Source organism: Lentzea sp. NPDC060358 (assembly GCF_042725365.1).
Classification (GTDB): Bacteria; Actinomycetota; Actinomycetes; order Mycobacteriales; family Pseudonocardiaceae; genus Lentzea.
On the sequence record NZ_JBHXCW010000025.1, the window covers coordinates 1 to 22,993 of the forward strand.

General features: G+C 72.4%; 20 protein-coding genes. 5 read left to right on the forward strand and 15 right to left on the reverse strand.

Annotated elements, in window-relative coordinates:
* Positions 1-86 precede the first annotated feature (86 nt).
* Both tuf and ACFWGZ_RS08095 read right to left on the reverse strand, forming a co-directional pair.
* The gene (gene tuf, locus ACFWGZ_RS08090; RefSeq protein ID WP_382450752.1) at positions 87-1,271 is read right to left on the reverse strand and encodes an elongation factor Tu; all 1,185 of its coding nucleotides are present in this window, start codon (positions 1,269-1,271) and stop codon (positions 87-89) included.
* 209 nt (positions 1,272-1,480) lie between these two features.
* Positions 1,481-2,353 carry a LysR family transcriptional regulator gene (locus tag ACFWGZ_RS08095; protein WP_382450753.1) on the reverse strand — a complete coding sequence of 291 codons (873 nt, stop codon included), beginning with the start codon at positions 2,351-2,353 and terminating at the stop codon, positions 1,481-1,483.
* Positions 2,354-2,424: 71 nt separating this feature from the next.
* Between ACFWGZ_RS08095 and ACFWGZ_RS08100 the strand changes: the two genes are divergently transcribed.
* The 3 genes from ACFWGZ_RS08100 (at position 2,425) to ACFWGZ_RS08110 (ending at position 4,436) form a co-directional block, all read left to right on the forward strand.
* A complete protein-coding gene (locus ACFWGZ_RS08100; RefSeq protein ID WP_382450754.1) occupies positions 2,425-3,417 on the forward strand; it encodes an FAD-binding oxidoreductase in 993 nt (330 codons plus the stop codon).
* Between the two features lie 75 nt (positions 3,418-3,492).
* A complete protein-coding gene (locus ACFWGZ_RS08105; RefSeq protein WP_382450755.1) occupies positions 3,493-3,858 on the forward strand; it encodes an ATP-binding protein in 366 nt (121 codons plus the stop codon).
* A gap of 194 nt (positions 3,859-4,052) precedes the next feature.
* Complete coding sequence (locus ACFWGZ_RS08110; RefSeq protein ID WP_382450756.1) at positions 4,053-4,436, forward strand: STAS domain-containing protein; 384 nt, start codon at positions 4,053-4,055, stop codon at positions 4,434-4,436.
* 18 nt (positions 4,437-4,454) lie between these two features.
* On the opposite strand, the gene ACFWGZ_RS08115 is transcribed toward ACFWGZ_RS08110, so the two are convergent.
* The 8 genes from ACFWGZ_RS08115 to ACFWGZ_RS08150 all read right to left on the reverse strand — a co-directional run bounded on the left by ACFWGZ_RS08115 (position 4,455) and on the right by ACFWGZ_RS08150 (position 16,279).
* Positions 4,455-5,609, reverse strand: coding sequence for a glycosyltransferase (locus ACFWGZ_RS08115; protein ID WP_382450757.1), 1,155 nt, complete (start codon positions 5,607-5,609; stop codon positions 4,455-4,457).
* 33 nt (positions 5,610-5,642) lie between these two features.
* Entirely contained in the window at positions 5,643-6,731 is a 1,089-nt protein-coding gene (locus ACFWGZ_RS08120; RefSeq protein WP_382450758.1) for a nucleotide disphospho-sugar-binding domain-containing protein, read from the reverse strand.
* 114 nt (positions 6,732-6,845) lie between these two features.
* Positions 6,846-7,766 carry a hypothetical protein gene (locus ACFWGZ_RS08125; RefSeq protein WP_382450759.1) on the reverse strand — a complete coding sequence of 307 codons (921 nt, stop codon included), beginning with the start codon at positions 7,764-7,766 and terminating at the stop codon, positions 6,846-6,848.
* 140 nt (positions 7,767-7,906) lie between these two features.
* Positions 7,907-10,666 (reverse strand): AAA family ATPase, encoded by a 2,760-nt coding sequence (locus ACFWGZ_RS08130; RefSeq protein WP_382450760.1) that lies wholly within the window; start codon positions 10,664-10,666, stop codon positions 7,907-7,909.
* 86 nt (positions 10,667-10,752) lie between these two features.
* Positions 10,753-11,679 carry an LCP family protein gene (locus tag ACFWGZ_RS08135; RefSeq protein ID WP_382450761.1) on the reverse strand — a complete coding sequence of 309 codons (927 nt, stop codon included), beginning with the start codon at positions 11,677-11,679 and terminating at the stop codon, positions 10,753-10,755.
* The gene (locus ACFWGZ_RS08140; protein WP_382450762.1) at positions 11,676-12,182 is read right to left on the reverse strand and encodes a SigE family RNA polymerase sigma factor; all 507 of its coding nucleotides are present in this window, start codon (positions 12,180-12,182) and stop codon (positions 11,676-11,678) included. The genes ACFWGZ_RS08135 and ACFWGZ_RS08140 overlap by 4 nt, the downstream gene beginning before the upstream one ends.
* Before the next feature lie 163 nt (positions 12,183-12,345).
* A complete protein-coding gene (locus ACFWGZ_RS08145; protein ID WP_382450763.1) occupies positions 12,346-13,149 on the reverse strand; it encodes an SAM-dependent methyltransferase in 804 nt (267 codons plus the stop codon).
* Positions 13,150-13,267: 118 nt separating this feature from the next.
* Positions 13,268-16,279, reverse strand: a complete 3,012-nt coding sequence (locus ACFWGZ_RS08150) for a TIR domain-containing protein (RefSeq protein WP_382450764.1) — start codon at positions 16,277-16,279, stop codon at positions 13,268-13,270.
* Between the two features lie 217 nt (positions 16,280-16,496).
* On the opposite strand from ACFWGZ_RS08150, the gene ACFWGZ_RS08155 reads away from it, so the two are divergent.
* A complete protein-coding gene (locus tag ACFWGZ_RS08155) occupies positions 16,497-16,976 on the forward strand; it encodes a DUF4262 domain-containing protein (protein WP_382450765.1) in 480 nt (159 codons plus the stop codon).
* Positions 16,977-17,350: 374 nt separating this feature from the next.
* Here the strand turns inward: ACFWGZ_RS08155 and ACFWGZ_RS08160 are convergent, their stop codons facing one another.
* The 4 genes from ACFWGZ_RS08160 to ACFWGZ_RS08175 form a co-directional block, all read right to left on the reverse strand.
* Positions 17,351-18,727, reverse strand: coding sequence for an FAD-dependent oxidoreductase (locus ACFWGZ_RS08160; protein ID WP_382450766.1), 1,377 nt, complete (start codon positions 18,725-18,727; stop codon positions 17,351-17,353).
* Positions 18,728-19,942 carry an MAB_1171c family putative transporter gene (locus tag ACFWGZ_RS08165; protein WP_382450767.1) on the reverse strand — a complete coding sequence of 405 codons (1,215 nt, stop codon included), beginning with the start codon at positions 19,940-19,942 and terminating at the stop codon, positions 18,728-18,730.
* Positions 19,929-20,486, reverse strand: a complete 558-nt coding sequence (locus ACFWGZ_RS08170) for a hypothetical protein (protein ID WP_382450768.1) — start codon at positions 20,484-20,486, stop codon at positions 19,929-19,931. The genes ACFWGZ_RS08165 and ACFWGZ_RS08170 overlap by 14 nt, the downstream gene beginning before the upstream one ends.
* Positions 20,487-20,553: 67 nt before the next feature.
* Positions 20,554-21,261, reverse strand: a complete 708-nt coding sequence (locus tag ACFWGZ_RS08175) for a hypothetical protein (RefSeq protein WP_382450769.1) — start codon at positions 21,259-21,261, stop codon at positions 20,554-20,556.
* A gap of 245 nt (positions 21,262-21,506) precedes the next feature.
* On the opposite strand from ACFWGZ_RS08175, the gene ACFWGZ_RS08180 reads away from it, so the two are divergent.
* Positions 21,507-22,394: a diguanylate cyclase gene (locus ACFWGZ_RS08180; RefSeq protein WP_382450770.1), complete on the forward strand. Its 888-nt coding sequence runs from the start codon at positions 21,507-21,509 to the stop codon at positions 22,392-22,394.
* Here ACFWGZ_RS08180 and ACFWGZ_RS08185 read toward each other — a convergent pair.
* Positions 22,391-22,990, reverse strand: a complete 600-nt coding sequence (locus tag ACFWGZ_RS08185; RefSeq protein ID WP_382450771.1) for a DsbA family protein — start codon at positions 22,988-22,990, stop codon at positions 22,391-22,393. The two genes, ACFWGZ_RS08180 and ACFWGZ_RS08185, sit on opposite strands and share 4 nt — an antisense overlap.
* Positions 22,991-22,993: the final 3 nt, after the last annotated feature.

Genomic DNA, 22,993 nt, shown 5'->3' on the forward strand with positions numbered 1-22,993 from the left:
GAGTTCCGCCGCGCCTCCACCAAGGCGGCGCGACCACCTTCTCGGGCCGTCACCACCGCCTCCGGGGAGGGTCCGTCACCGCCGCCTCAGGCGAGGACCTCTCCCACCGTTCCCGCTCCGACGGTCTTGCCGCCCTCGCGGATCGCGAACCCGAGCCCGGTGTCCATCGCCACCGCCTTGCCCAGCTCCACCACCACCTCGACCGTGTCGCCGGGCAGCGCCAGAGCCGTGTCCACCAGCGAGACCACGCCGACCACGTCTCCGGTGCGGAAGTGGAACTGCGGCCGGTAGTTCGACGTGATCCCGGTGTGCCGGCCGCCCTCCGCGTGCGAGAGCAGGTACACCGACGCGCGGAACCTCGTGTGCGGCGCGACGCTGCCCGGCAGGGCCAGCACCTGGCCGCGCCGGACCTCGCCGCGCTTCACCCCGCGCAGCAGGACCGCGGCGTTGTCCCCCGCCTGAGCGTGCGACATCGGCTTGCCGAACGTCTCGATGCCGGTGGCGACCGAGGTCACCGCCGCACCGAGACCGACCACCTCGACCTGGTCGCCCAGGCCGAGCACGCCGCGCTCCACCGCGCCGGTCACGACCGTCCCGCGACCGGTGATGGTCAGGACGTTCTCGACCGGCATCAGGAACGGGCCCTCGACGTCGCGGACCGGCACCGGCACGTGCTCGTCGACGGCGTCCAGCAGCGCGACCACCGAGCGCACCCACTCCGGGTCGCCCTGCAGCGCGCGCAGGCCGGACACCCGCACCACCGGCGTGGCGTCGCCGTCGAAGCCGTACCGGGAGAGCAGGTCGCGGATCTCCAGCTCCACCAGGTCGAGCAGCTCCGGGTCGCTCACCACGTCGGCCTTGTTCAGCGCCACCACCACGTGCGGCACGCCGACGCGGTGCGCCAGCACCACGTGCTCGCGCGTCTGCGGCATTGTGCCGTCCTCCGCGGACACCACGAGGATCGCGCCGTCCAGCTGCGCCGCACCCGTGATCATGTTCTTCACGTAGTCGGCGTGGCCGGGCATGTCGACGTGCGCGTAGTGCCGCGTGGGCGTCGCGTACTCGACGTGCGCGATGTTGATCGTGATGCCCCTGGCCAGCTCCTCCGGCGCCCGGTCGATCCGGTCGAACGCCGTGAAGGACGTGCCCGAGGGGTCCATTTCGGACAGCACCTTGGTGATGGCCGCGGTGAGGGTGGTCTTGCCGTGGTCGACGTGACCCATGGTGCCGATGTTGAGGTGCGGCTTGGCGCGCACGAACTCCTGCTTCATCTTCCTGGTTCCTCGGTGAGAACTGCCGGTGGCTCAGGACCGTCGGACCGCTGCGACCCTCCTCCAGCGGTCCTGGAGGAAGGACTGGAGAAGGGTCAGGTTCGGGCGCCGGTCAGCACTGCCGAGGCGACGGCGAGCGCGCCCGCGGGAACACCCGCGCACGTGATGAGCTCAGCCGTCAGGAACATGCCGATGATCGTGGCAGAGCCCTACGGAGCTGTCATCCGGTTTTCCGCCAAGCGGATCAGCGCCCGCGCCGCCGGGCTGTGCGGGCCGGTGGCGCGCCACGCGAAGGCGAGCCTGCTGGACGGAACGGGGTCGGTGATCCGCACCGCGTGCAGGTCGGCGGGCACCATCGACTCGGCCAGCACGGCGGGGCCGAGCCCGCGCTGCGCCAGGGTGATCACCATCGGCGGTGCGGAGGCCTCGAAGGCGATCCGCGGCCGGCGCGCCCCGCACGCCTCCTCCAGCGCCCCGCGCAACCCCGTTCCCGGCGGCAGGCTGATCAGCCCGCGCTCCAGCAGCGCGTCCAGGGTGGCGGATTCCCTGCCGCACCAGGGGTCCGCGGCGGCGACGGCGGCCACGAGCGGTTCGTCCACCAGCACCCGCACCGCCAGCCCGTCGGGAGCCCGCCCCGCGTACCCGATGAGCGCGAGGTCCAGCAGACCGTCCACGAGGGACGCGACCAGCTCGTCGGAGTTGGCCTCCGCCAACGTGATCTCCACGCCGGGGAACGACGCGTGGAACGACGACAGCAGCTCCGGCACGTCCATGATCCCGCACGACACGACCATCCCGACGCGCACGACACCGCGCACCAGCCCGGCCATCTCCTCCACGGTCCGCCGGGCCGACTCCACCGACCCCAGCGCGGCCCGCGCGAGCGGCAGCACCGCCGCGCCCACGTCCGTCACGGTCACGGCTCGCCCCGACCGGTCGAGCAGGTCGTGCCCGAGCTCCCGCTCCAGCCGCCGGATCTGCGCGCTCACCCCCGGCTGCGCGACGTGCACCCGTTCCGCGGCGCGCGTGAACGAGCCCTCCTCGACCACCGCGACGAAGTACTCCAGCTGCCGAAGCTCCATAACCGATGATTATAGGAACGAGCACAACCAGCTCTTGGACATATAAGACCAGGCCAGCGACGCTGGAGGACATGCAGATCTTCCGCCCCGGCGACACCGGCTACGACGACGAACGCAGCGGCTTCCAGACCGGGCTCCGCCACGAACCCCAGGTCATCTTCGCCGTGGAGAACGCCGACGACGTGCGGGAAGCCCTCGGCCACGCGGAGGCCCACGGCCTCGACCACGCCATCCAGACCACCGGCCACGGCCTCACCGCGACGACCACCGGCGTGCTCATCTCGACCAGGCGGATGAACCGCGTCGAGGTCGACCCCGCCACGAGGACCGCCAGGGTCGAGGCCGGCGCCGTCTGGCAGCAGGTCGTCGAGAAAGCCGCACCCCACGGCCTTGCCCCGCTCAGCGGCGACGCGAGCGACGTCGGTGTCGTCGGCTACACCCTCGGCGGCGGGTTCAGCGTGCTGGCCCGCGAGTTCGGCTTCGCGAGCGACCGCGTGACGAGCACCGAGGAGGTCGGGGACGTCGTCACGGCGCTCGAGTTCGAGCTGCTGGAGGTCGACCGGGTGCACGCGGGGGAGATGTTCTTCGAGGCCGAGCACGCCGAGGCCGTGTTCGAGGCCTTCCACTCCTGGGACCTGCCCGACCACGTCACGCCGGCGCTCACCACCCTCGGCGACGTCGTGCGCGTGACCTTCGCGAGCACCCGGCCGTTCGACGTCGGGCACCTGCGCGTCGCGCCGAGGCTGAGCGAGGACTTCGGCCCCCGGCCGTTCGCGGAGGCCGCGGGCAAGCCCCTCCCGCCGCACACCTACCAGGGCGACAACGTCCTGCTCCGCGACCTGCCGCTGGACGCGGTGCAGCAGGTGAGGCGCGCTGCCGAACGCTCCAGCGTGCCGATCTTCGTCGGCGTCCTGCCGCTCGGCGGCGCCCTCGCGACCGAGGCGACCCACCTGCTCAAGCTGCTCTCGCCCCAGATCGGCGTCGAGGACCTGCACGAGGAGGTGTTCGACCTCGTGCGGCCGTACGTGATCGGCAGGACGCGGAACTTCCGGTACGCCGTCTGACTGCTGCGCGCGCAGCAACCGGGTTGGTGTGGTTGCACCTGCACGGACCGAGGCCAGGAGGTGCACTGTGAGGGGGTGGCCACGAGCTCGCTCACCGAAGCCGTGTTCTCGCTGCCGGAGACCGACCAGCGCGGCGGCGTCTCCCTCGCCCGCGAGTTCGCCCGGCACACCGCGCTGACCTGCGGTTACCGCGGCAGTCACGAGGACGTCGTGCTCGTCGTCAACGAGTTCACCACCAACGCCGTGTGCCGCGGCAGCGGCCGTCCGCTCGTGCGCATCGCCGCCGACGAGCACCGGCTGCGCGTCGAGGTGGCCGACGACGCCACCGCCGAACTGCGCGCCGGCAGCTGGGGCCTGAGGCTCGTCACGCGGCTCTGCCGGAGCTGGGGAGTCACCGAACGGGCAGGCCAGAAGGTCGTCTGGTGCGAGCTGCGGGCCTGAACCCGGGCGGACGGGGGGTGATCGTCCACCTGGCCGGGGGAGTGAGGAACACTGGACCGGTCGCAGCCATCAGGCGGTTGGGTGGGCAACAGGTTGTGATGAGGGAGCAACGGCCGTAACGTCGAACGGGTAGCCGGGTTCAGCAGCGTGCTCGGAGTCCGCGTTTCACGTGCTTCGGCCACCGGGGAGTGCTGGTGAACGAAGATCAGTTCAGGGAATCACCGCTGCTCACCGTGCGTGCCGCAGAAGTCGCCGGTGTGGTGGTCGTCGCGGTGGAGGGTGAGATCGACGTGGACACGGCGGACGAGGTGCTCGACGCGCTGCGCGCCGGGTTCTCCTCCGCGGGCCCCGCGCTCGTCGCAGATCTCACGGAGGTCAGCTTCTTCGGCTCGACCGGCATCTCCACGTTGATCACGGCCCACGAGATGGCCGACGACCACGGCAAGGACTTCCACGTCGTGGCGCCTCATCGGGCCGTCAGGAGGCCTCTGCAAGTCACCGGCGTGGCAGATGTGCTGCTGTTGCACGACTCGGTCGACGAGGCGCTGTCCGCGTTGAGACCGGTGCCCAGCGAGTAGACACCGGTCTCCGTAACCTCAGCCCGCGAGCTCCACCAGCTTCGGCACGACCTCGTCCGGGTGCGGCATGGCCGCGATCTCGGCGGCGATGCGGGCGTTCGCGGCCCGCACGTCGCCGTCGGTCAGCAGCTTCGCCGCGGTCTCCTGCACCGCGTCCGACGTGAACTGCTCCGCCACGAGCGCGGCACCCAGGCCGGTGGTCGTGACGAGCTCGCCGTTGCGGAACTGGTCGGCGCCCTGCGGCAGCACCAGCTGCGGCACGCCGTTCGCCATCGAGCTCACCGTCGTGCCGGCGCCGCCGTGGTGCACGACGAGATCTGCGTGCGCGAGCAGATCCGCCTGGGGCACCCACGGGAGCACGTGCACGTTGCCCGGCACGTCCGTCAGCGCGGACGGCTCGACCTGCGGGCCCGTCGCGACCAGCACCTCGGCGTCGACCCCGGCCAGCCCGGTGATCGCGGTCCGCAGCACGTCCGGGTTCGAGAACGCCGTGCCGAACGTGAGGTACACGAGCGGCCGGGAGCGTTCGGTCACCCATCCGGGCAATTCACCCGGTTCGGCGAACGGAACGGGACGCATCTCGATCCGATCGACGTCCGAGAGGAACTCCAGGTCCTGCAAAGACGGCGGAAATGGGTCGAGATAAGGCGATCCGAGCCCGTAATGCTGCCCATTCGGCAAGCTGATCCCGAGTTCGGCGACGTACTCGAGGAACACCTCGCTCATGGCCTCGGGAACGAGGTTCTCGTCCATCTTGCCGAATCCGTGGCAGACGGCCGGAATGCCGGCGCGCAGCGCGGCCAGGCCGGCGCCCGCGTTGATGATCTCGAAGACGACGAGGTCGGGCTTGTCGCGCTCCAGCACGGGTTCCAGGTCGTTCACGAACGCCCTGGGCAGCAGCGATCCGAACGCGTCGACCGCGGTCTGGCGCAGCATGTCGCGGCGGAACGCCGACGTGCCGTGCAGCTCGTTGGCCTGGCGGAACGCGCTCCAGATGCTCATGCCCGCGTCGACGACGGTGAGACCGAGATTTTCCACTGTCGCGTGGAATCCCGAGTCGACGGCGTAGAGGACGTCATGTCCCTGTGCACGGGCGGCGATCGCGAGCGGAAGTATCGGATAAACGTGTCCGTGCGAGCCTAAGCTCGAGAAGAGAATGCGCACTCGATCCACATTAGAGGTTCTCGCATTACGCCGGGGTCACTCTCACGAACCGCGCGTCCACCCCGCGAAACTCTCCCACCCCTGCGCGACCTCCGCCGGTGAGGGCATCCCGGCGATCTCGTCGCGCACCTCGCCGGCGGCCCGCTGCAGCTTCGAGTCCTCGACCAGCCGCGTGAGCAGCGCGGGGGTGACCTCCTCCGGCTTGGCCGCGAGCCCGGCCCCGCGCCCGCTGAGCGCCGCCGCGTGCACGGTCCGGTCGCCGGGACCCGGCTCGACGAGCTGCGGCACCCCGGCCGCGAGCGCGCCGAGCAGCGTGCCCGCGCCGCCGTGGTGCACGATCCCGTCGCAGAACGGCAGCACGCGGGGGATCGGCACCCAGCCCACGGCCTTCACGTTCTCCGGCAGGCCCTCGGTCCGCCCCGGCCGGACGAGCACGAACTCGGCGTCCACCTGCTCCGCGGCCTTCGTGACGGCCGCCATCATCCGCGTGGCGCCGGGGCCGGGGGCGGTGCTGCGGCTGACGAGGATGCGCGGCTTGCCCGACGGTTCGGCGAGCCACCGCGGCACCTCGCCGTCGCCGCTGTACGGGACGAACCGCAGCGGCCGTCCACCCAGGAACTCCGCGAGGCTCTTCGGCGCGGTGCGCAGAACCGTTGCGGGAGACCGCACGTCGGCCCTCATCCGCGCGCCGACCGCGGCCGTGAGGTCGACCCCGTCGAACAGCGACACGTCGTGGACCACCGAGGGCACGCCCAGGGCCGACCCGGCGGCGGCGAGCGGTTCGTGCACCACGATGTCGGGCCGCCAGCTCTCGGCGAGCTCGCGCAACGGCCCGTGCATCGCGTTGCCTACCGCGGCGAAGAGCCGGGACACGAAGTCGAGCCGCCCGCTGCCGCGCAGCTCGCGCTGGGCCACCAGCGGGTGCGTGAGCATGATGCGCATCGCGATCGGTCCGAACCGGACGTTCGCGGGGACCACGTCCTCGACGCGCAGGCCGGAGTCGCGGACCCGCAGCGCCTCGCCGCCGGTCGCGACCACGACGTCGTGGCCCGCGTCGCGCAGGGCGACGGCGAGCGGCATCAACGGGAACACATGGCCCAGCAGCGGCGCAGCGACCACAAGAACGCGCATACCCCCAGGCTACGGCTCGATCCGGCGCGGCACGGCGTCCTCGGTGGATCAGTTGCTCCCAGGCACGGCGAAGGGCCGCACCCGTGCGGGTGCGGCCCGTGGTCCAGCGCGGGGTCACTTGGCCATGTCGAACCAGTTGAAGCCCTCGACCATCTGACGGGTCTTGTCGCTGGGGTAGCGGTCCCCGGTCAGCTCCCAGCGCGTCACGGTCCGGTAGGTGCCCGGCTGCTGCGACTCGTCCTCGCGGGTGTCCTCGTCGTCCTTGACCGGCACGTACTCGGTGATCACGCGCTTGGTCAGCTTCACGTCGAGCGACTCGTAGGCGGACTGGGTGTAGAGGTAGTCGCCCTGCCCGCTGTCGCCCGCGCGGCCGGGGTCGGCCAGCTTCAGCGAGATGGTGTTGCCGTTGAACGAGCCGGTGGCGGACACCACGGTGACGATGTGGCCGCCGGTGCGCTGCAACGAGCCGGTGGCCGGGCCCGCCTTGTAGCGGCCGTAGACGAGCTGGATCGGGCCCTCGTTGAGCTTCTTCGCGAGCTCACCGGCGAAGTCGGGCACGTTGTTGGTGCTCACCACGCCCGCGGAGGTGGTCCAGCCGGCGTCGCGGGCGGGCTTGGTGGCGACGTCCCACGCCTTGCGCAGGTTGGTGAGGTTGGTGCCGCCGTCGTACTTCGCGTCGACGCCGATCCGCCAGATCGAGTTGGTGATGACGCTGAAGTCCGCCGGGTCCTTCGGGCTCAGGTTGCTCACCTTCGTGGTCAGCCAGCCGACCGGCGCGTTCTTCTCGTGGCCCCAGTAGTGCAGGACGTTGTAGAGCGAGGCGGGTCCGCAGTAGGCGCCGCCGTTGCCCTCGAGGCCCGCGCGGTGCTGGTCCACGTCGCTGACGCCGCACTTCTTGACGTTGAAGTCGGGGCCGGTGAGGTCCGCGGCGCCGACGCACGGCGGCGGGGTGCCGATGATCGGGTCGGCCACCGCGGTGGCGGGGGCGACGACGGCGGTGAGAGCGGCGGCGGCGATCAGGGCGTTGCGGATCATCTCGGTGTTCCCCTTGTCTCGTGTTCCCCTGTGGTGACACAAGATTCGCCGGAACGGACCCCCTCAGGCATGAGGGAGGAGCCCTCAACCCGCGGGCGGGAAAGTTGGGTGTATCAGGACCACCCCCACCGCGCTCTGTCTCAGGCCAGAACGCGGGCGAGGTCCTTGCGCCCCGCGATCCCGAGCTTCGTGTAGATGCGCCCGAGGTGGTTCTCGACGGTCTTGGGCGTCACGAACAGCTCCTGCGCGATCTCCCGGTTCGCCCGCCCGGCCGCCGCGAGGTCCGCGACCCGCCGCTCGGACGCCGTCAACGCCTCCGCGCCCAGCACGACCTGCCGGCGCGGCCGGTCGCCGAGCGCCTCCAGCGCCTCCACCGCGCGCGTCCGCGACACCGCCGAGCCGCACTCGCCCGCGAGGTCGATCGCCCGGTGCAGCGGGACGCGCGCGTCCGAGCGGCGGCGCGCCACCCGCAGCGCCTCGCCCAGGTCGACGAGCGAGCGGACGAGCTCCAGACGCGACGGCGAGTCCTCCAGGACCGACACCGACTCGGCGAGCAGCTCCAGCCGGCGGCCGGGGTCGGCGTGCGCCCGCAACCGCAGGGCCGCACCCACCTCGGTCGACGCACCCCACCGGTGCGCCACCTCGAGCTGCTCGGCCGCCAGCTCCAGCGCGAGGTCGTGCCGGCCGAGCAGCAACGCCGCCCTCGCCGCCGGTGCGCGCCACGGGATCGTCGGCGGGTCGACGTGCACCTGGTGCATGGCGTCGCGCTGCCGGTACGCCTCGGACAGCGCGCGCCGCGGGTCGCCCTCCGCCAGCGCGATCAGCGCGCGCACCTCGTGCAGCCAGATCATCGGCATGGTCAGGCGGGCGTGCGCGTGGGCGTCGTCGAACGCCGTGGTGAAGGCCTTCGCCGCCGCGACGTCGCCCCGTTCGAGCGCCGCGTAGACCGCGAAGTGCGTCGAGGTCGCGCGCAGGCTGATCACCTCGGACACCGGGTCCTCGTGCGCGACGGCGGCCAGCGCGCCCTCGGCTTCGGCCTCCACGGCCCGCATGTCCCCGATCCGCCAGTGCAGGAACAGCGACGCGTTCGCCACCATCGCGAACTCGATCGGCGAGCCGTGCCGCCGGACCTTGAGCCGGGCGCGCTCGATCTCGCGCCGCGCGGTGCCGACGCCGTCGGCGGCCATCAGCGCGAGCAGCGCCACCAGCCAGGCGACCATGGCGTCCGTGCTGCCCGTCGCGTCGTCGAGGTAGGCGCCGTTGGCCAACGCGCGCGTCGCCGTCGCGGCCACCTCGTCGTGCGGCCACACCTCGTAGCGGCCCATCTGCGCGAGGAGCCCGAGCAGCGTGCGTTCGTCCGGAGTGCTGCCCGCCAGACCCGCGTAGCCGCTGAGGTGCGCGGACGCGACCTGCCGCTGGTCGGGCAGGAACGAGCGGAACACCGCGAGCCGTGCCTCGAGGTGCAGCCGCGACTCGCCGTCCGGGCGCGCCCCGATGGCCTCGGTCAGTTCCGCGATCGCCGCCGCCGGACCCTCCAGCGCCGCCGTCGCCGACGCGGCGGCCGCCACCAGCTCCGCGTCCGGGAGGCCCTGCGCCGCCGCCTTCAGGTGCCGGTGCGCGGTCACCGCGTCCCCCGTGCGCAGCAACGCCCGGCCGAGCTCGGCGCGCAGGCCCGCGTCGCCTGGTTTCTCGTCGACCGCGCGCGCCAGGTGCCCGGCGGCCGTGTGCGCGTCGCCGGCCGCGAGCAACGCGGAAGCGGCCTTGCGCAACACCTCCACGGCGTCCGGGAGTGTCCCGTGTGGAGCGTGGACCAGGTGGGCGGCGACCCGGTCGGCCGGGGCGTGCCTGTCCCGCAACGCCTTCGCGGCCCGCGCGTGCAGCGAGGCGCGGGCGATCGGTCCGAGATCGGCCAGCACCGCTTCGCGCACGACGGGGTGCACGAACTCCAGGTGGTCGCCGGTGACGAGCACGGTGGCCGCGGTCAGCGCCTCGACCGCGGCCGGGAGGTCGGTGACCTCCGCGAGTTCCGCCGCCTGCCAGGGATCCGCGTGCGCGCCGAGGACGGCGACCGCTCCCGCGAGCGCCACGGCCTGCGCGGGCAGCCGGCCGAGCGTGGCGCGGAAGACGGTGCTCGGCCCCAGCGCGCCGACCTCGGCCGCCGTCGCGGCGTCGTCGAGCGGCAGGCCGAGCGCGGCCAGCTCGTCCACCAGGACCCCGGTGAGGAACGGGTTCCCGCCGCTGGCCGCGTGCAGGGCGGCGATCACGTCCGGGTGCCCGCCGACCAGCGCGGCGAGCGCACCGGTGGTGAGCGGCCGCGGCAGCAACCGGTCGGCCGACACGCACAGCTGCGCGAGCGGCCCGGCGTTGTCCGCGGGCGGCCTGGTCGCGACGACCAGCGCGATCGGCAGGTCGGCGATCCGGCGCGACAGGTAGACGAGGAACTGCAGCGACGAGTGATCCGCCCAGTGCGCGTCGTCCACCGTGATCAGCAGCGGGCGGGTGGACGAGAGGTCGACCGCGATCCACCACAGCGCGTGCAGCGTGCGGGCGAGCTCGGCCTCGCCCGGGTCGAGCGCGGCGTCGTCCAGCGCCCGCAGCGCCGCCCCGGACGGCCCGGCGAGGATCTTCTCGCGGACCTCGCCGGAGTACCGCGACACCGACCGCTCGACCATCTGCCGGACGACGCCCCACGCCATGGCGCTCTCCAGGGCGTCGCCGACGGCCTGCAGCCTCCCGAAACCGCGCTGCTTCGCCAGCGCGCGGCACTCCTGCACGAGCCTGGTCTTGCCGATGCCGGCGAGGCCCTCGATGACGACGACGCGACCCTCACCACGGGTGGCTGCGTCGAGAGCTGCACGGAGGTGCGCGATCTCGCCGTCTCGTTCGAGGGGTTCGCGCACTCGCTGATCGTAGCGGCCGCTCGGCGGGCTACATGCTGGTCATCGGCGGTGCAACCGGGGGACTTGATGCTCCGATCGAGTGATCGTCACCGGACGCAGGAGGGGTCCGCCGGCGCCGGCGTGCCGAGCCGCTCCTCGACGAGCCGCTGCGCCTCGACGGGGTCGACGCGGACGGCCTGACCCGTCTCGACCTCGACGGACCCGCCGGTCGGCAGCGTCGCCGAGGAGATCTTGACGGGACCGCGGAACCGCTGCGCGAACGCCAGGACGTCCCACCCCTGGTCGACCGTGATCGCCGTGCTGAGCTCGCGGGCGAGGGCCGGGGCGTTCTCCGCGGTGATCTTGGCGGCGAGCCCGGCGAGGAACGCCTGGTGCCGCCGGACCCGGTCGAGTTCGCCGCCCGGCAGCCCGCCGCGCTGGCGCAGGAACGCGAGCGCGGTGTCACCGGTGAGCGTCTGCCTGCCCGCGGGGAAGCCGGCGCCGTCGACGGTGTCCCTGCTCGGCGCGCTGAGGCAGACCTCGACGCCGCCGACGGCCTGGGACACCCTGCCGAACTCCGACATCCTGACCGCGGCGTAGTGGTCGACCTCCTCGCCGGTCATCCGCTCGACCTCGTCGACGAGCCGCTGCGGCGACTGCCGGTACAGGTCGTTGATCTTGGCCTGGCCCACGGCGACGTCCTTGGGCACCGAGATCACGGTCACCGACCCGTCCGCGCCGAAGTGCGTGAAGACGAGCGCGTCGGTGCGGTCGGCGTCGTCGATGCCGATGAGCAGGACGTTCTGCGCCGTCACCGGTGCCGTCTGCGTCGCGGGGGAGGCGTCGGTCTTCTCGAGCGCCGTCGGCACGAGCACGGCCGCGGCGGTGGCGGCCGCGGTGAGCGCGGCGACACCGGCGATCACGCCCCACGGCCGGGTGCGCTTCTTCGCCTTCTGCAGCTCGGCGAGCACGATCCGGGGGTCGACGCGCTCCTCGGCCTCGGCGGCTACGGCTTGGCGGATGAGGTCGTTCACGAGTGCACCCCCAGGGTGGCGGATCGAGCGATTTCGTGGGCGCGCAACGTCTGCAGCGCGCGGGCGAGCTGGCTGCGCACGGTCGATTCCGCGCACCCGAGCACCTGGGCGATCTCCGCGTCGGTGCAGTCCTCGTAGAACCGCAGCACCAGCGCGGCGCGTTGCTTGCGCGGCAGCACGGCGATCCGTGCGCGCATGGCCTCGCGTTCGGCGTGCGCGTCCGCCGGATCTGCCATCGACGGCACGTGCCGGGCGAGCTCGGCGCGTTCCACGGCGATCTCGCGCGCGGCCTTGCGGTGCCGCCACGACAGGTACTCGTTGGTCACCATGCGCTTCACGTAGAGGTAAGGCGCATCCATTGCCCCGATGCGCTCCCACTTGCCCTGCGCGCGCATGAGCACGTTCTGCACGATGTCCTGCGCCAAGTGCTTGTCGCAGGTGATCGCCGTGGCGTACCCCAGCAACCGGTCCAGCCGATCAGCGACGAACTGGTCGAACCCCACGCCGCCCCCTTCTCCTCGGTGGTCGTGTGGTTCGGGAAACACCTCGGGCGCCTTCGTCCGCTGCACCGGGTTTTGTGGCCCGGCCCACACGCGTCCCGATCGGGGCCCCGTCGATGCGGCCGCAACGGTTCCCGTCCGGAGCTGTCCGAGAGCAGCAGGTCCGCTAGAGCTTGCGCCCCACCCCGACGTAGACGTCCTCCGGGCCGCCCTCTCCGGCCGGGCCGAGTTCCGGGTGCCACCGCGGCGCCGGGACGACCCCCGGCGCGAGCACGTCCATGCCGTCGAACATCAGTCGGAACCGGTCGAGGGAACGGAAGTACATGGGGTCGCGGCTGTTCTTCATGGCCTCGACGACCACGCCCATCTCGTCCGGCTTGAAGTCGGCCGTCAGGTGCGACAGCGCGATCAGGCTGCCCGCGGGCATCGCGTCGCGGTAGCGGGCGACGACCTCCGCCGGGCCCTTCTCGTCCGACACGAAGTGCAGCACCGCCACCATGAGCAGGCCGACGGGCCGCGACAGGTCGATCAGGTCCTCCACCACCGGGTCGGACAGCACCTCGTCCGGCCGGCACATGTCCGCCTGCACGACGCCCGCGTTGTCGTTGCCCTCCAGGATGAGGTGGCTGTGCGAGACCGCGACCTCGTCGTAGTCGACGTAGACCACGCGCGCGTCCGGGTTCTCCCGCTGCACGATCTCGTGGACGTTGCCGACCGTCGGGATGCCCGAGCCGAGGTCGAGGAACTGGGTGATGCCCTGCTCCATCATCAGCAGTACCGCACGGCGCATGAACGAGCGGTTCGACGCGGCGATGGCCCGCCCGTCGCGCAGGACCTGCAGCACCTTGTCGCCGACGAGCCGGTCCGCCGCGAAGTTGTGGCCACCTCCCAGCAGGAAGTCGTAGACGCGCGCGGCGCTCGGCACGTCCGTGTTGATCCCGGTGGGCACCCACGAGAAAGGCTCGGCCATGCCGAGAACCTACCCGTTCGTGTGCACGCGTGTATCGGCTCGAAATGGGTGAAGCGCCCGCTCCAGCACGTGGAACGGGCTTCACCAGTGCCGATGCACCGCTTGGGCGGGCCTGTCGTCAGGGCAGCAGGTGGCGGAACGCGGCGACCAGCAGCATGCGTTGCTGGTCCACGTCCAGGCCCTCGTCGGACGCGCCGTCGCGCGCCCCGTGCGACTCGACGCGGACGGCGATGTCCACGACATCCGGTGTCATGTCCACTGTGGACTGATCGGCCGGGATCGACTCGTTCTGCCGGAACAGCTCGTAGGAGAACCGCATCCCGGTCGATCCGTCGAAGGTGGCCTGCTCGGTCGGCAGTCGCAGCGCGTCGAACACGACCTGGTAGAGCTCGGCGCCCGTCACGTGCAGCGGGGCCATGACGACGTGCGTGACGCCGAGGTCGTGGCTGCGCACGGACAGCGAGACGGTCGGGCCGTCCGGTGCGGGCGGCACCGGTTGCGGGAACACCGGCAGCTCCGACTTGCGGTCCGCGCGCCACGTCGCGACGAGCCGGTCGGCGGCGTCCACCAGGTCGATGTGCTTGCGGGGAGCCAGGAGCGGCGGCAGCGGTTCCTCGTCGAGCCGCACGATGAACAGGAAGGCGCGCCGCCGCGTCACCTCCCGCGTGAAGGCCGCGGCCCACTCCTCGACGGCCCACTCGGGACGCGCGCTTCCGGCCGACCACAGCAGGACGTGGTAGTCGGAGGTGGCGAGCGCCTCGTCGACGGCCGCCGCCGCGGTGCCCGGTGTCTCCCCCGTCTCGCCGAGGAACGCGGTGACGTTGCGCTCCTCCAGCTCCGCGCGCAGGTGCTCGGCGTGCCGGCGGTCCTCGCCCGCGAACGAGAGGAACACCTTGGGACGGGTTTCGAGCGGCACGGGCTCTCCGTTCTTCCTCAGTCGTCTGCGCAGCGGGCCGGCCGTGGTCTGGACTCCCGCGTCGCCGTACACCGACCAGCAGGCCCACTCGGCGGGGTGCCGGTCGCCGACCTCGCGCAGCGCGTGCTGCAGCGCCTGGTCCCGGGGCAGCCGGGCCAGGAACCTGTCGAACGCGTCGAGCACCGCGCGCGCCGGAGCGTCCCCCGCCGCCCAGCGCGCCGCCACGACCGCTCCCGCCCCCGCCGTGACGGCGGCGCGGGCGAACTCGGACTCGCACGCGCCGAGCACGACGGTGCCGCACGCGCTGAAGTCCATCTGCCGCAACGCTTCCGCGGTCACCCTGGTGTCACCGAGCCGCAGCCACGACTGGGCGGGGCTCAGGCGGTTGGACGCGCTGTCGGCGTCGATCCGGACGCGGTGGACGCGGTGCTGACCGAGAGCGCGCTCCAGTTCCGCGGCGTCGCGGAAGACCGCTGTCTCGTCGCCGCGCTGGCCGCGCGCCCGGCGGCGCAGCGGTGCCAGCGCGGACAGGCACGGCAGGACCGACAGCGCGTGGCCGAGGCCGAGGAAGTGGCCGGCGCCCGCCACGGGCAGGCCCGCGAACGGGACGTCCGCCAGCAGGTCGCCCGCCACGACGGCGATCCTGGTGACGTTCGGCGGCAGCGCGGCGACGACGTTCTCCAGTCCCAGCAACGCCGTCAGCTCGAGGAGCAGCGCGCCGAGCACCGTCGGTTCGTGCTGGGGTTTCCAGGCCTTGAGCCGGCGGACGGTCTCGGTGAGGTCGCTGATGTGGACCTCGGTCGTGAGGTGCGTGACGTCGCGGCCGATGATCACGTGGTGGAGCTCGTCCGGGGTCACGTGCATCATCCACACGACCTGGTCGCGCGGCAGGTGCCGCGTCGTCCTGGCGAGCCAGCGCCGGGCGGCCTTGAGGTCGGTGAACCCCGGCAGGTCGCGCGGACCGGTGAGGACCTCGGCGCGCTTGGCCGTCTCCACCGCGACCACCAGGCCGGGCAACGCCGTGCGGCCCTCGCGCCGCACCCGCCGGACCGCGGCGAGCACCCGTCCGTCGCGCTCGTCCGGGGCGGCGCGCAGCATCCGCAGCTTCGGGGCGTGCTGCTGACCGGCGGCGCCCTGCTCGACGCGACGCGACTCGCGCCAGTACCGCGCGGCCTCGCCCTCCTCGCCGGAGTCGGCGCACGCGTCGCCGAGCTTGCGCAGCGCCAGGGCTTTCAGCTCCGCGTGGTTCGACCGCGCCGCCGCCTCGTGGAAGTGGTGGGACGCCTCGTCGAACCGGTTCTCGGCGTGCGCGATCTCGGCGGCGGTGAGGTGCCACAGCGCGGAGTTCCCCTCGCCCAGCATGCCCTTCGCCTTGAGCAGCTCGCCGTTCGCGACGAGCCTGCGCACGTGGTCGAGCCGGCGTTCGAGGCGCAGCGTCCGGGTGGCGTCGGGGAGCCGGGAGATCACCTCGGGCCCGGCGGCGGACACCAGCAGCGGGAACAGCTTGCGCGCCGACCCGGCCTGCCGCGTCAGCACGAGCAGCACCGTCAGCTCGAACAGCACCGCGAACCGCAGCGAGGGCTCGACCTGGTAGCTGGTGACGGCCCGCGTCATCAGCGCGAGCGCCTCCTCGTACCGCACGTCCCGCCGCAACGCCGCCGACTGCCGCAGGAACTCCGCGGGTGTGAGCGACGTCGGCTCGGGCAGCCGCGGCACCTGGGTGGTCCTGCGCACGTCGAGCAGCAACCGGTCCCTGCCGACGTCCTCGAGGAACTCGCTGCGCCCGGCCCTCCGGAAGTGCCGCTCGGCGGCGTCGAGCTCGCTCTCCGCGGTGGGGTAGTCGTACCGGTCGGCGGCGGCGAGCGCGGCGACCCTGGCGAGCTTGGCCTGCTCCAGCTCGGAGAGCTTGCGGCGGCGCAGCTCGCGGACCTCCTGCGTGGCACCGGCGTGGTCGGTGGCGGCACTGCGGACCAGCGCCCGCAACACCCGCAGCGCGGTGTCGTCGAACTGCGCGAGGTACTCGTCGCACCGCCGGGCGGCCCTGCCGAGCGCGCCGAGGTTCAACAGCGTCGAGCAGTGGTCGTAGGTGACGACCGGACTGATCTTGGCGGCCCTGGCGTACGCGAGGTCGACCCCGAGCACGTTGCCGCGCAGTGCGGCGGACCGCGCGGCCTTGACGGCGTTCGCCAGCGGCGAGCCGGGTTCCATGTCCATCAGCGGCCCCGGACCGCCCGAACGGCGAACGTTTCTACAGCCTCGACCAACGTGATGAGAAGCCCTCTTTGGCGCATGGACGATCCTCCGTGCGTCGCAGATTAACGATCCAGACGGCCCACAGATCGTTTGTCAACTTTCTGTCCATGAACTGCCCGAACGATCTTGTCGGTCCTGGTCGCCACACTGGGAGGACACCGATCAGGAGGAGGGCTCCGTGTGCCGGGACTGCGACCACCCCGCCGACCGGGTGGAGGAACACCTGGCCACCCTGCGCCGCTGCATCGACGCGCGGGGCTGGGCCGTCCAGGTCCTGGAACGGGACAGAGCCCACCCGCCCTGGGCCTACACGGTGGGTCTCACGCTGCTGGGCCTGCCGGAACTGGTGCTGACGGGCCTCCCGGTGCTGCAGGGCGCGCGCCTGCTGGACACCACGGCCGACCACCTGACCCGCACCTGCCTCCCGTCACCGGGAAAGCGCTTCACCCCGCCCGGCGGCCCGCTGCTGGAGGTGGTGGGGGTGGCCCGGCCGTGGGCCCACCTGCTCGTGGCGGCACGCCTGTTCGGCGAGGGGATAGCGGCGCTGCAACTGGTCCACGCCGACGCCGCGGGCAGGTGGCCCTGGGACAGCGAGTACTCCGGGCTGCCGGGCGGTCAGCCGGTGCTGGGGATCAGGGCGAGGCCGCCGGACGGGTGACGCGCGAGGCGAGCCGGACAGGTCCTGGCAGCCGAGGGCGGGGCCGCCGGGCGGGTGATGCGCGAAGTGAGCCGGACAGGTTCCGGCAGTCAAGGGCGAGGCGGCCGGGCGGGTGACGCGCGAAGCGTGCCGGACAGGTCCTGGCAGCCGAGGGCGAGGCCGCCGGGGCGGGTGACGCGCGAGGCGAGCCGGACAGGTCCCGGCAGCCGAGGGCGAGGCCGCGGGGTGGGTGACGCGCGAAGCGTGCCGGGCAGATCCCGGCAGCCACTAGCGCGATGCCGGAGGCGAGCCGTCTTCCCCTGCCCCGTCGCCGATCGTCGCGCAGCGGCGATGAAAACACGCACTTCGTCACGACCCGCACGCCGGATGCGATCTCACTCCGAGGAGACGACACGCGACCTCTCGTCAGCGGTGAGCGTCGGCTCACCCGCCCCCATTCCCCGAGGCCCGCGCAAGGTGGCCCACACCATCCGAGGCCGGAGCAGCCGCCCCATGGGCGCGGACAACGTGAACGCGTCCAGGAACGCCCGAGTCACCGCGGACTCGGTCGTGGCGGTGCGCACCAGCCGATCCACGTACCCCTGCACGACCCGTCCACCGAACGAGAGCGGTTTCCCCACCGCTCCCGGGTAGAGGATGTCCTGGTTGGTGGCCATGGCCCACGCCCCGTCCACCACCTCGCCCACGGCGCGCTGGATCCGCGCGGCACCGTGCCCGGCCGCGAGACCGGCGTCCAGCGCCACGGCGCTCTGCGCCGCGATCGACATCCCGTGCCCGTAAACGGGGTTGTAGGTGGCCACCGAGTCGCCCAGCGCCAAGATCCCGGAGGGCCAGGCCTTCAGGCGCTCGAAGTGGTGCCGCCGGTTCGCCGTGCTGTGCGAGCCGTACACGGGCGACAGCGGCTCGGCGGCCGCGATCAGCTCGCCCACCACGGGGTCGCGCACCGACCGGGCGAACGGCACGAACTCCGACTCGTCGGTGGAGGGCTCGCCGCCGCGCGTGCCGGACAGCGTGACGAGCCACCGGCCGTCCTCGATCGGCAGCAGCGTCGCCGTGCGGCCGGGGTGCGGGTCGCGCGGGTTCGCCTGCACGTTGACGATCGGGAAGTCCGCGGCGGCCGCCGGGGGAGCGCGGAAGATCCGCGTGGCGTAGGCGAGTCCGGAGTCGACCGACTCCGAGGGCACCTCGGGCAGACCGAACTCGGCGAGCCACGCCGGCAGCCGCGAGGCGCGCCCGGTCGCGTCCACGACCAGGTCCGCCTCCAGCGACGTGCGCTCCTGCGAGATCCGGTCCTCGACCACGACGCCGGTCACCGCGTCCCGGTCGCCGAGCAGCGACACCGGTTCGGTGCCGGTCAGCACGGAGAACTTGGCGTCCCGCACCGCCTGGCTGCGCACGACCCAGTCGAGCAGCGCGCGGCTGCACGTGATGATGAACTGCATCTCGGGGAACCGCGGCACCCAGCCCTGCGCGCTCAGCGACACCAGGCCGTCCGGTACGCCGATGCGGTGCGCGCCGGCGGCGGACAGCGCGTCCAGCGTGCCCGGCAGCACCGACTCGATCGCCCGCGCGCCACCGGACATCAGCAGGTGCGCGTGCCGGGCCTGCGGCACGCCCGAGCGCGGCGCGGGCCCGTCCGGGAGCTTGTCCCGCTCCACCACGGTGACCTCGTCGAAGTGCCGGACGAGAACGGACGCCGAGAGCATGCCCGCGAGTCCTCCGCCGAGCACGACGGCGTGTGTGGGTGCCATCTAGTCCAGTCCCCCTGCTGCTTGCACGCGTGCCGCGTCGGCGACGGCGGCGTCCACGATCGTCGAGTGCTGGTACGCCCGCGAGATGCGCACCCACCTGTCGTGCTCGGCGTTGAGGTCGGTGCCGTCGACGGTCTCCGAGGCGGGACCGCGCCGCGCAGGCTTGGACCGGCCCGCCGTTCCCGCGGCCCGCAGCTGAGCCGCCTCCACGACGGCGGCCACGTCGTCCTCGGACAGCGCGGCCTCCCGTGCCCGCGAGGTCGCGGCCTCACCGACCGTCAGGTCGAAGTACGGCGTGAGCGCCCAGCGCCAGTCGCTGAGCTCGATGATCTGCCGCCGCACGCGGTGGTGCGGGTTGAGGAACTTGCCCGGCGCCACCAGGACGATCGCGGGGTTCACGTGCACGAGCGCGCGGTGCAGCGGCCGCAGCGCGAAGTACGTGCGCCACCGCCGCAGCCACAGCGAGGGCGACGGCCGCTGCGGCCCGAACGCGGGCAGCGCCATCGCGATCACCAGCGGGATCATGCCCAGCGAGGCCATCAGCGGCGCGGCGGTGCTCAGCACGTCGAGCCGGTGCGACCCGGCCCAGTTCGCGAGCAGCACGACCAGCTTGACGACCGCGAACGCCACCGGGAACAGGCCCGTCGCGCAGTACCAGAGCAGGCCGCGGGCGAGCCACGGCCGGGCGGAGATCGCCTCGTCGCGCGCGCCCTGCCAGCAGTGGTAGGCCTGACCGCCGCAGCCGACGGCCGTGGCGACGAGGTAGATGAGGAGGAAGACCGCGATCGTCGGCTGCGTCGCGTAGAACGTGTCGAAGTCGACCTGGCGTTCCTCGGCGATCTCGGACTCGAGGAACAGCACGGCCATCGCCGCGACGACCACCGCGTAGCCGACGACGATCAGCCGGACCCGGTGCGACGCCTGCGCGGCGGGATAACGCCAGTACAGCACCAGCGCGAACGCCGCACCGGCGAAGCAGACCACTATCGAGTACACGAGCAGCGCCGCGAAGTTCGGCACACCGCTGGTGGAGTTGATCCACGTGATGTTGGCGGGCGCGGCGAAGAGCACCGCGAACGCGCCGAAGAAGACGGTCGAGATCAGCGCCACCACGCGGGGGTTGCCCCAGCTCGACCGCAGGGCGCGGATCTTGTAGACGAGGAGGAGCACACCGACGGCACCGCACGAGAGGTAGATCAGGTCAAAGATCGCCACGACGCACCCAGCGGGATCTTCCTTCGAGTGCCTCGGCGACCCGCCGGACGTGCGCGGGTTCCTCGGTGGTCGCGGTGTCGGACCACACCCGGTGCTCGGTGAGGCGCTCCAGGAGGTGGTCGGCCAGGTTCTCCGCCTCGCGCTCCTCGTCCTCGGTGAGCGTGGTGCGCCCGGCGATGATCTGCGCCATCCGCGGCAGCAGGTGCGGCGCGAGCTTGCGCAGGCCCTCGCTGCGGCCGAGCGCGACGGGCTGGTGCCGCAGCAGCACGTGCGCGAACTCGTGCAGCAGCACGTGCAGGCGGTGGTACCAGGACGGCGAGTCCGCGCAGATGACGAGGTACGTGCCGTTCTCCAGCAACGCCGTCGCGCCGCTCAGGCAGACCGCGTTGGTGATCGCGGCGAAGCGGACGTCGACGGGACGGCCGAGGCGCTCGCTCAACAGCTCGCAGACGCGGCGGCTCGCGTCGCGGTGCGTGGCGCCGGGCGGCAGGTCGAGGTCGCGGGCGACCTCGTCGACCAGCTTGCGCAGTGTCCTGCGGTTCACCCGTCGCCTCCCTTCGATGTCGTCAGCAGCGGTCCAGACAGCGATCTTCACGCCGGCGTCGTCATCGTCACGTGTGGCCAGGGGAGGGGCGGCGGCCGTTCAACGGGAACGACCACCCCTCACCGCCCTCGAGCGCCTGTCTGAACCCTTCTACCGCAGCAGCCCGGGCCTGTGGGGAGAGTTCGCCCGTGCGTTCGGCCAGCCGGGTGACGAACTCGACGACGCCGAGCTCGCGCAGCGCGAGGAAGTCCGTGAGCTCCGAGTCGACCTTCGCCGCGAGGTCGTCGTCGAAGAAGTACGCCGGGTCGGCGCCGAAGTGGTCGGCGAGGCCCAGGATGTGCTTGAGGCGCGGGTTGTCGCTCGCCGAGCTGAGCAGCTCGCGGATGTAGCTCGCGGAGATGCTGCCGAACCGGCCGGACGAACTGATCGCCGCCGCCACCTCCTCCGGCGACCACGGCCCGCGGTCCGGCGGGTGCACGGCCTCGAAGAGCGTCGTCAACGCGCCCGAGCGCCAGCCGGGCCGTTCCGCGGGGTGCAGTTCGCCGCGACCGCCGAGGAACGCCGCCGGGTGCACGCCGAGCGCGCCCGCGAGGTCGACGATGGCCTGGCAGGTCGGGTTGTCCTTCACCCCGAGGCGCAGCTGCGAGATGTAGCCGTGCCCGATGTCCCCGCCCCGCGCCTTGACCGCGGCGGCGAGCGCCACGTTGGTCACCTTGCCCCGGCCGCCGGGCGGGTTGGTGCACAGCTCGTTGAGGACCTCGGCGAACGGCCTCACGCCACACCTCCGCGGGAGCGTCTCCTGGCCAGAAATCATTCCACTGCTGTGGAACCAAGAGAGCATAGGGCATCACAGGGGTTGAATCCACCAGTGCGTAGCCCTATGATCACACTCCGCCGCTTGCACTGATGTGTCGCGTTTGATCCGAACGACGTCACCTCAGTTGAAGGGGGCTGATCGGACCGGGCCGGAGCTGACGTCTTGGGGGACTCATGGCGACTGCGCGGCCGGATCACGGTTCCTTGCGCCTGCACGACGAAAGCGCGCCCTCGCGCTGCAACGCGTGCGCACAACCGGTCGGCGCGTGGGCGACAGACCGGCTGACGGGCCTGCTGGGCCGCTGGGGCTGGGACGACCAGGCCCCCGCCGTGTACCGCAGGGCCCAGGGCCGCTGGGAACAGGTCGCGCTGCTCGTGGTCGACCTCGACCGCTTCAAGAAGATCAACGACGAGTACGGCCACCCCGCGGGCGACGTGGTGCTGACCGACGTCGCCGACGTGCTGGCCGCCTGCACGCGCCCGACGGACCTGGTGTGCCGCTACGGTGGAGACGAGTTCCTGGTGCTGCTGCCCGACACCACGGGCACCGACGCGGCCGCTGTCGCGGAACAGGTCCTGCGCGGCATCCGCGCCCTGCGTACCGAGGTGACCACGAACGACGGCCACCACCTCGCGCTGCACGACCAGACCGCCTCCATCGGCGTCGCGGCCCACGTCCCCGGCCCCGAGGACACGCTGATCGACCTGGTCCGCGACGCCGACGCCGCCCTGCAACGGGCGAAGCGCTACGGCCGCGCCCGCGTCCAGGTGCACGACCCGCGCGCCGTGGCGGTCGACCGCAAGACCGACACCGTCGCGCTGCACCACCTGGTGGCGTTGCAGGACCTCATGAGCAGCGACCTGCTGCCCCAGGTCGTGGTCGCGCTGTCCGACGGCCCGCAGGCGATGGAAGAACTGGTCCGCGTGCTGGGCCCGCGGGTGATCCTCACCCTGGAACGACTGCAGGACAACGGTTTCGTCATCCGCAGAGCAGCCCGCTACGAACTGACCGCCGCCGCCCGCGAGTGGATCTCCGACGTGCTGCCCGCGGTGGCGGCGTGGACGAACCGCCACCGCGGAACCACCCGCTAGGCGAGCGGAGCAAGCCGCTGCTCGACCTCTTCGGCACTGGCGTGCCCGCGCGCCACCGCGTACATCTCCGACCCGCGCACGGCGATCAGCGTCGGGAACCCGGTCACCCCGAGCCGGGCCGCGAACGCGAAGTCCTCGTCCGGCACGGCACTCCCGAACGCCGCGACGACCGCATCGGCGTCGAGCCCGAAGTCCTCCGCGATGCCCCGGTAGGTGTCCGGATCGGACAGGCTGCGCCCGTCGTGGAAGAACGCCTTCTGCATGGCGACGGCCAGCTCGGCCGCCCGCTCCGGCGCCGCCTCGCGCAACGCGATGAGCCCCCGCGCCGCGGCCTCGGAGTCCATCACGAACGACCCGTCGTCGAGCACGGCGTTGAACGCGTCGCCGAACCGAGCCCCGGTCCGCGCCGTGACCTGCACGTTCGCGTCCTTGATGAACCCGAACTCGCGGATCGGCACCCGCCGCTCACCGGTGAACAGGCCGCCGGAGACCACCTGGACCGGCACGTCGGGGTGGCGGGCCGTGACCGCCTCCAGGGTGCCGGAGAAGGCGTGCGACCAGCCGCAGTAGGCGTCGAAGACGTAGAGGAGCTTCACGAC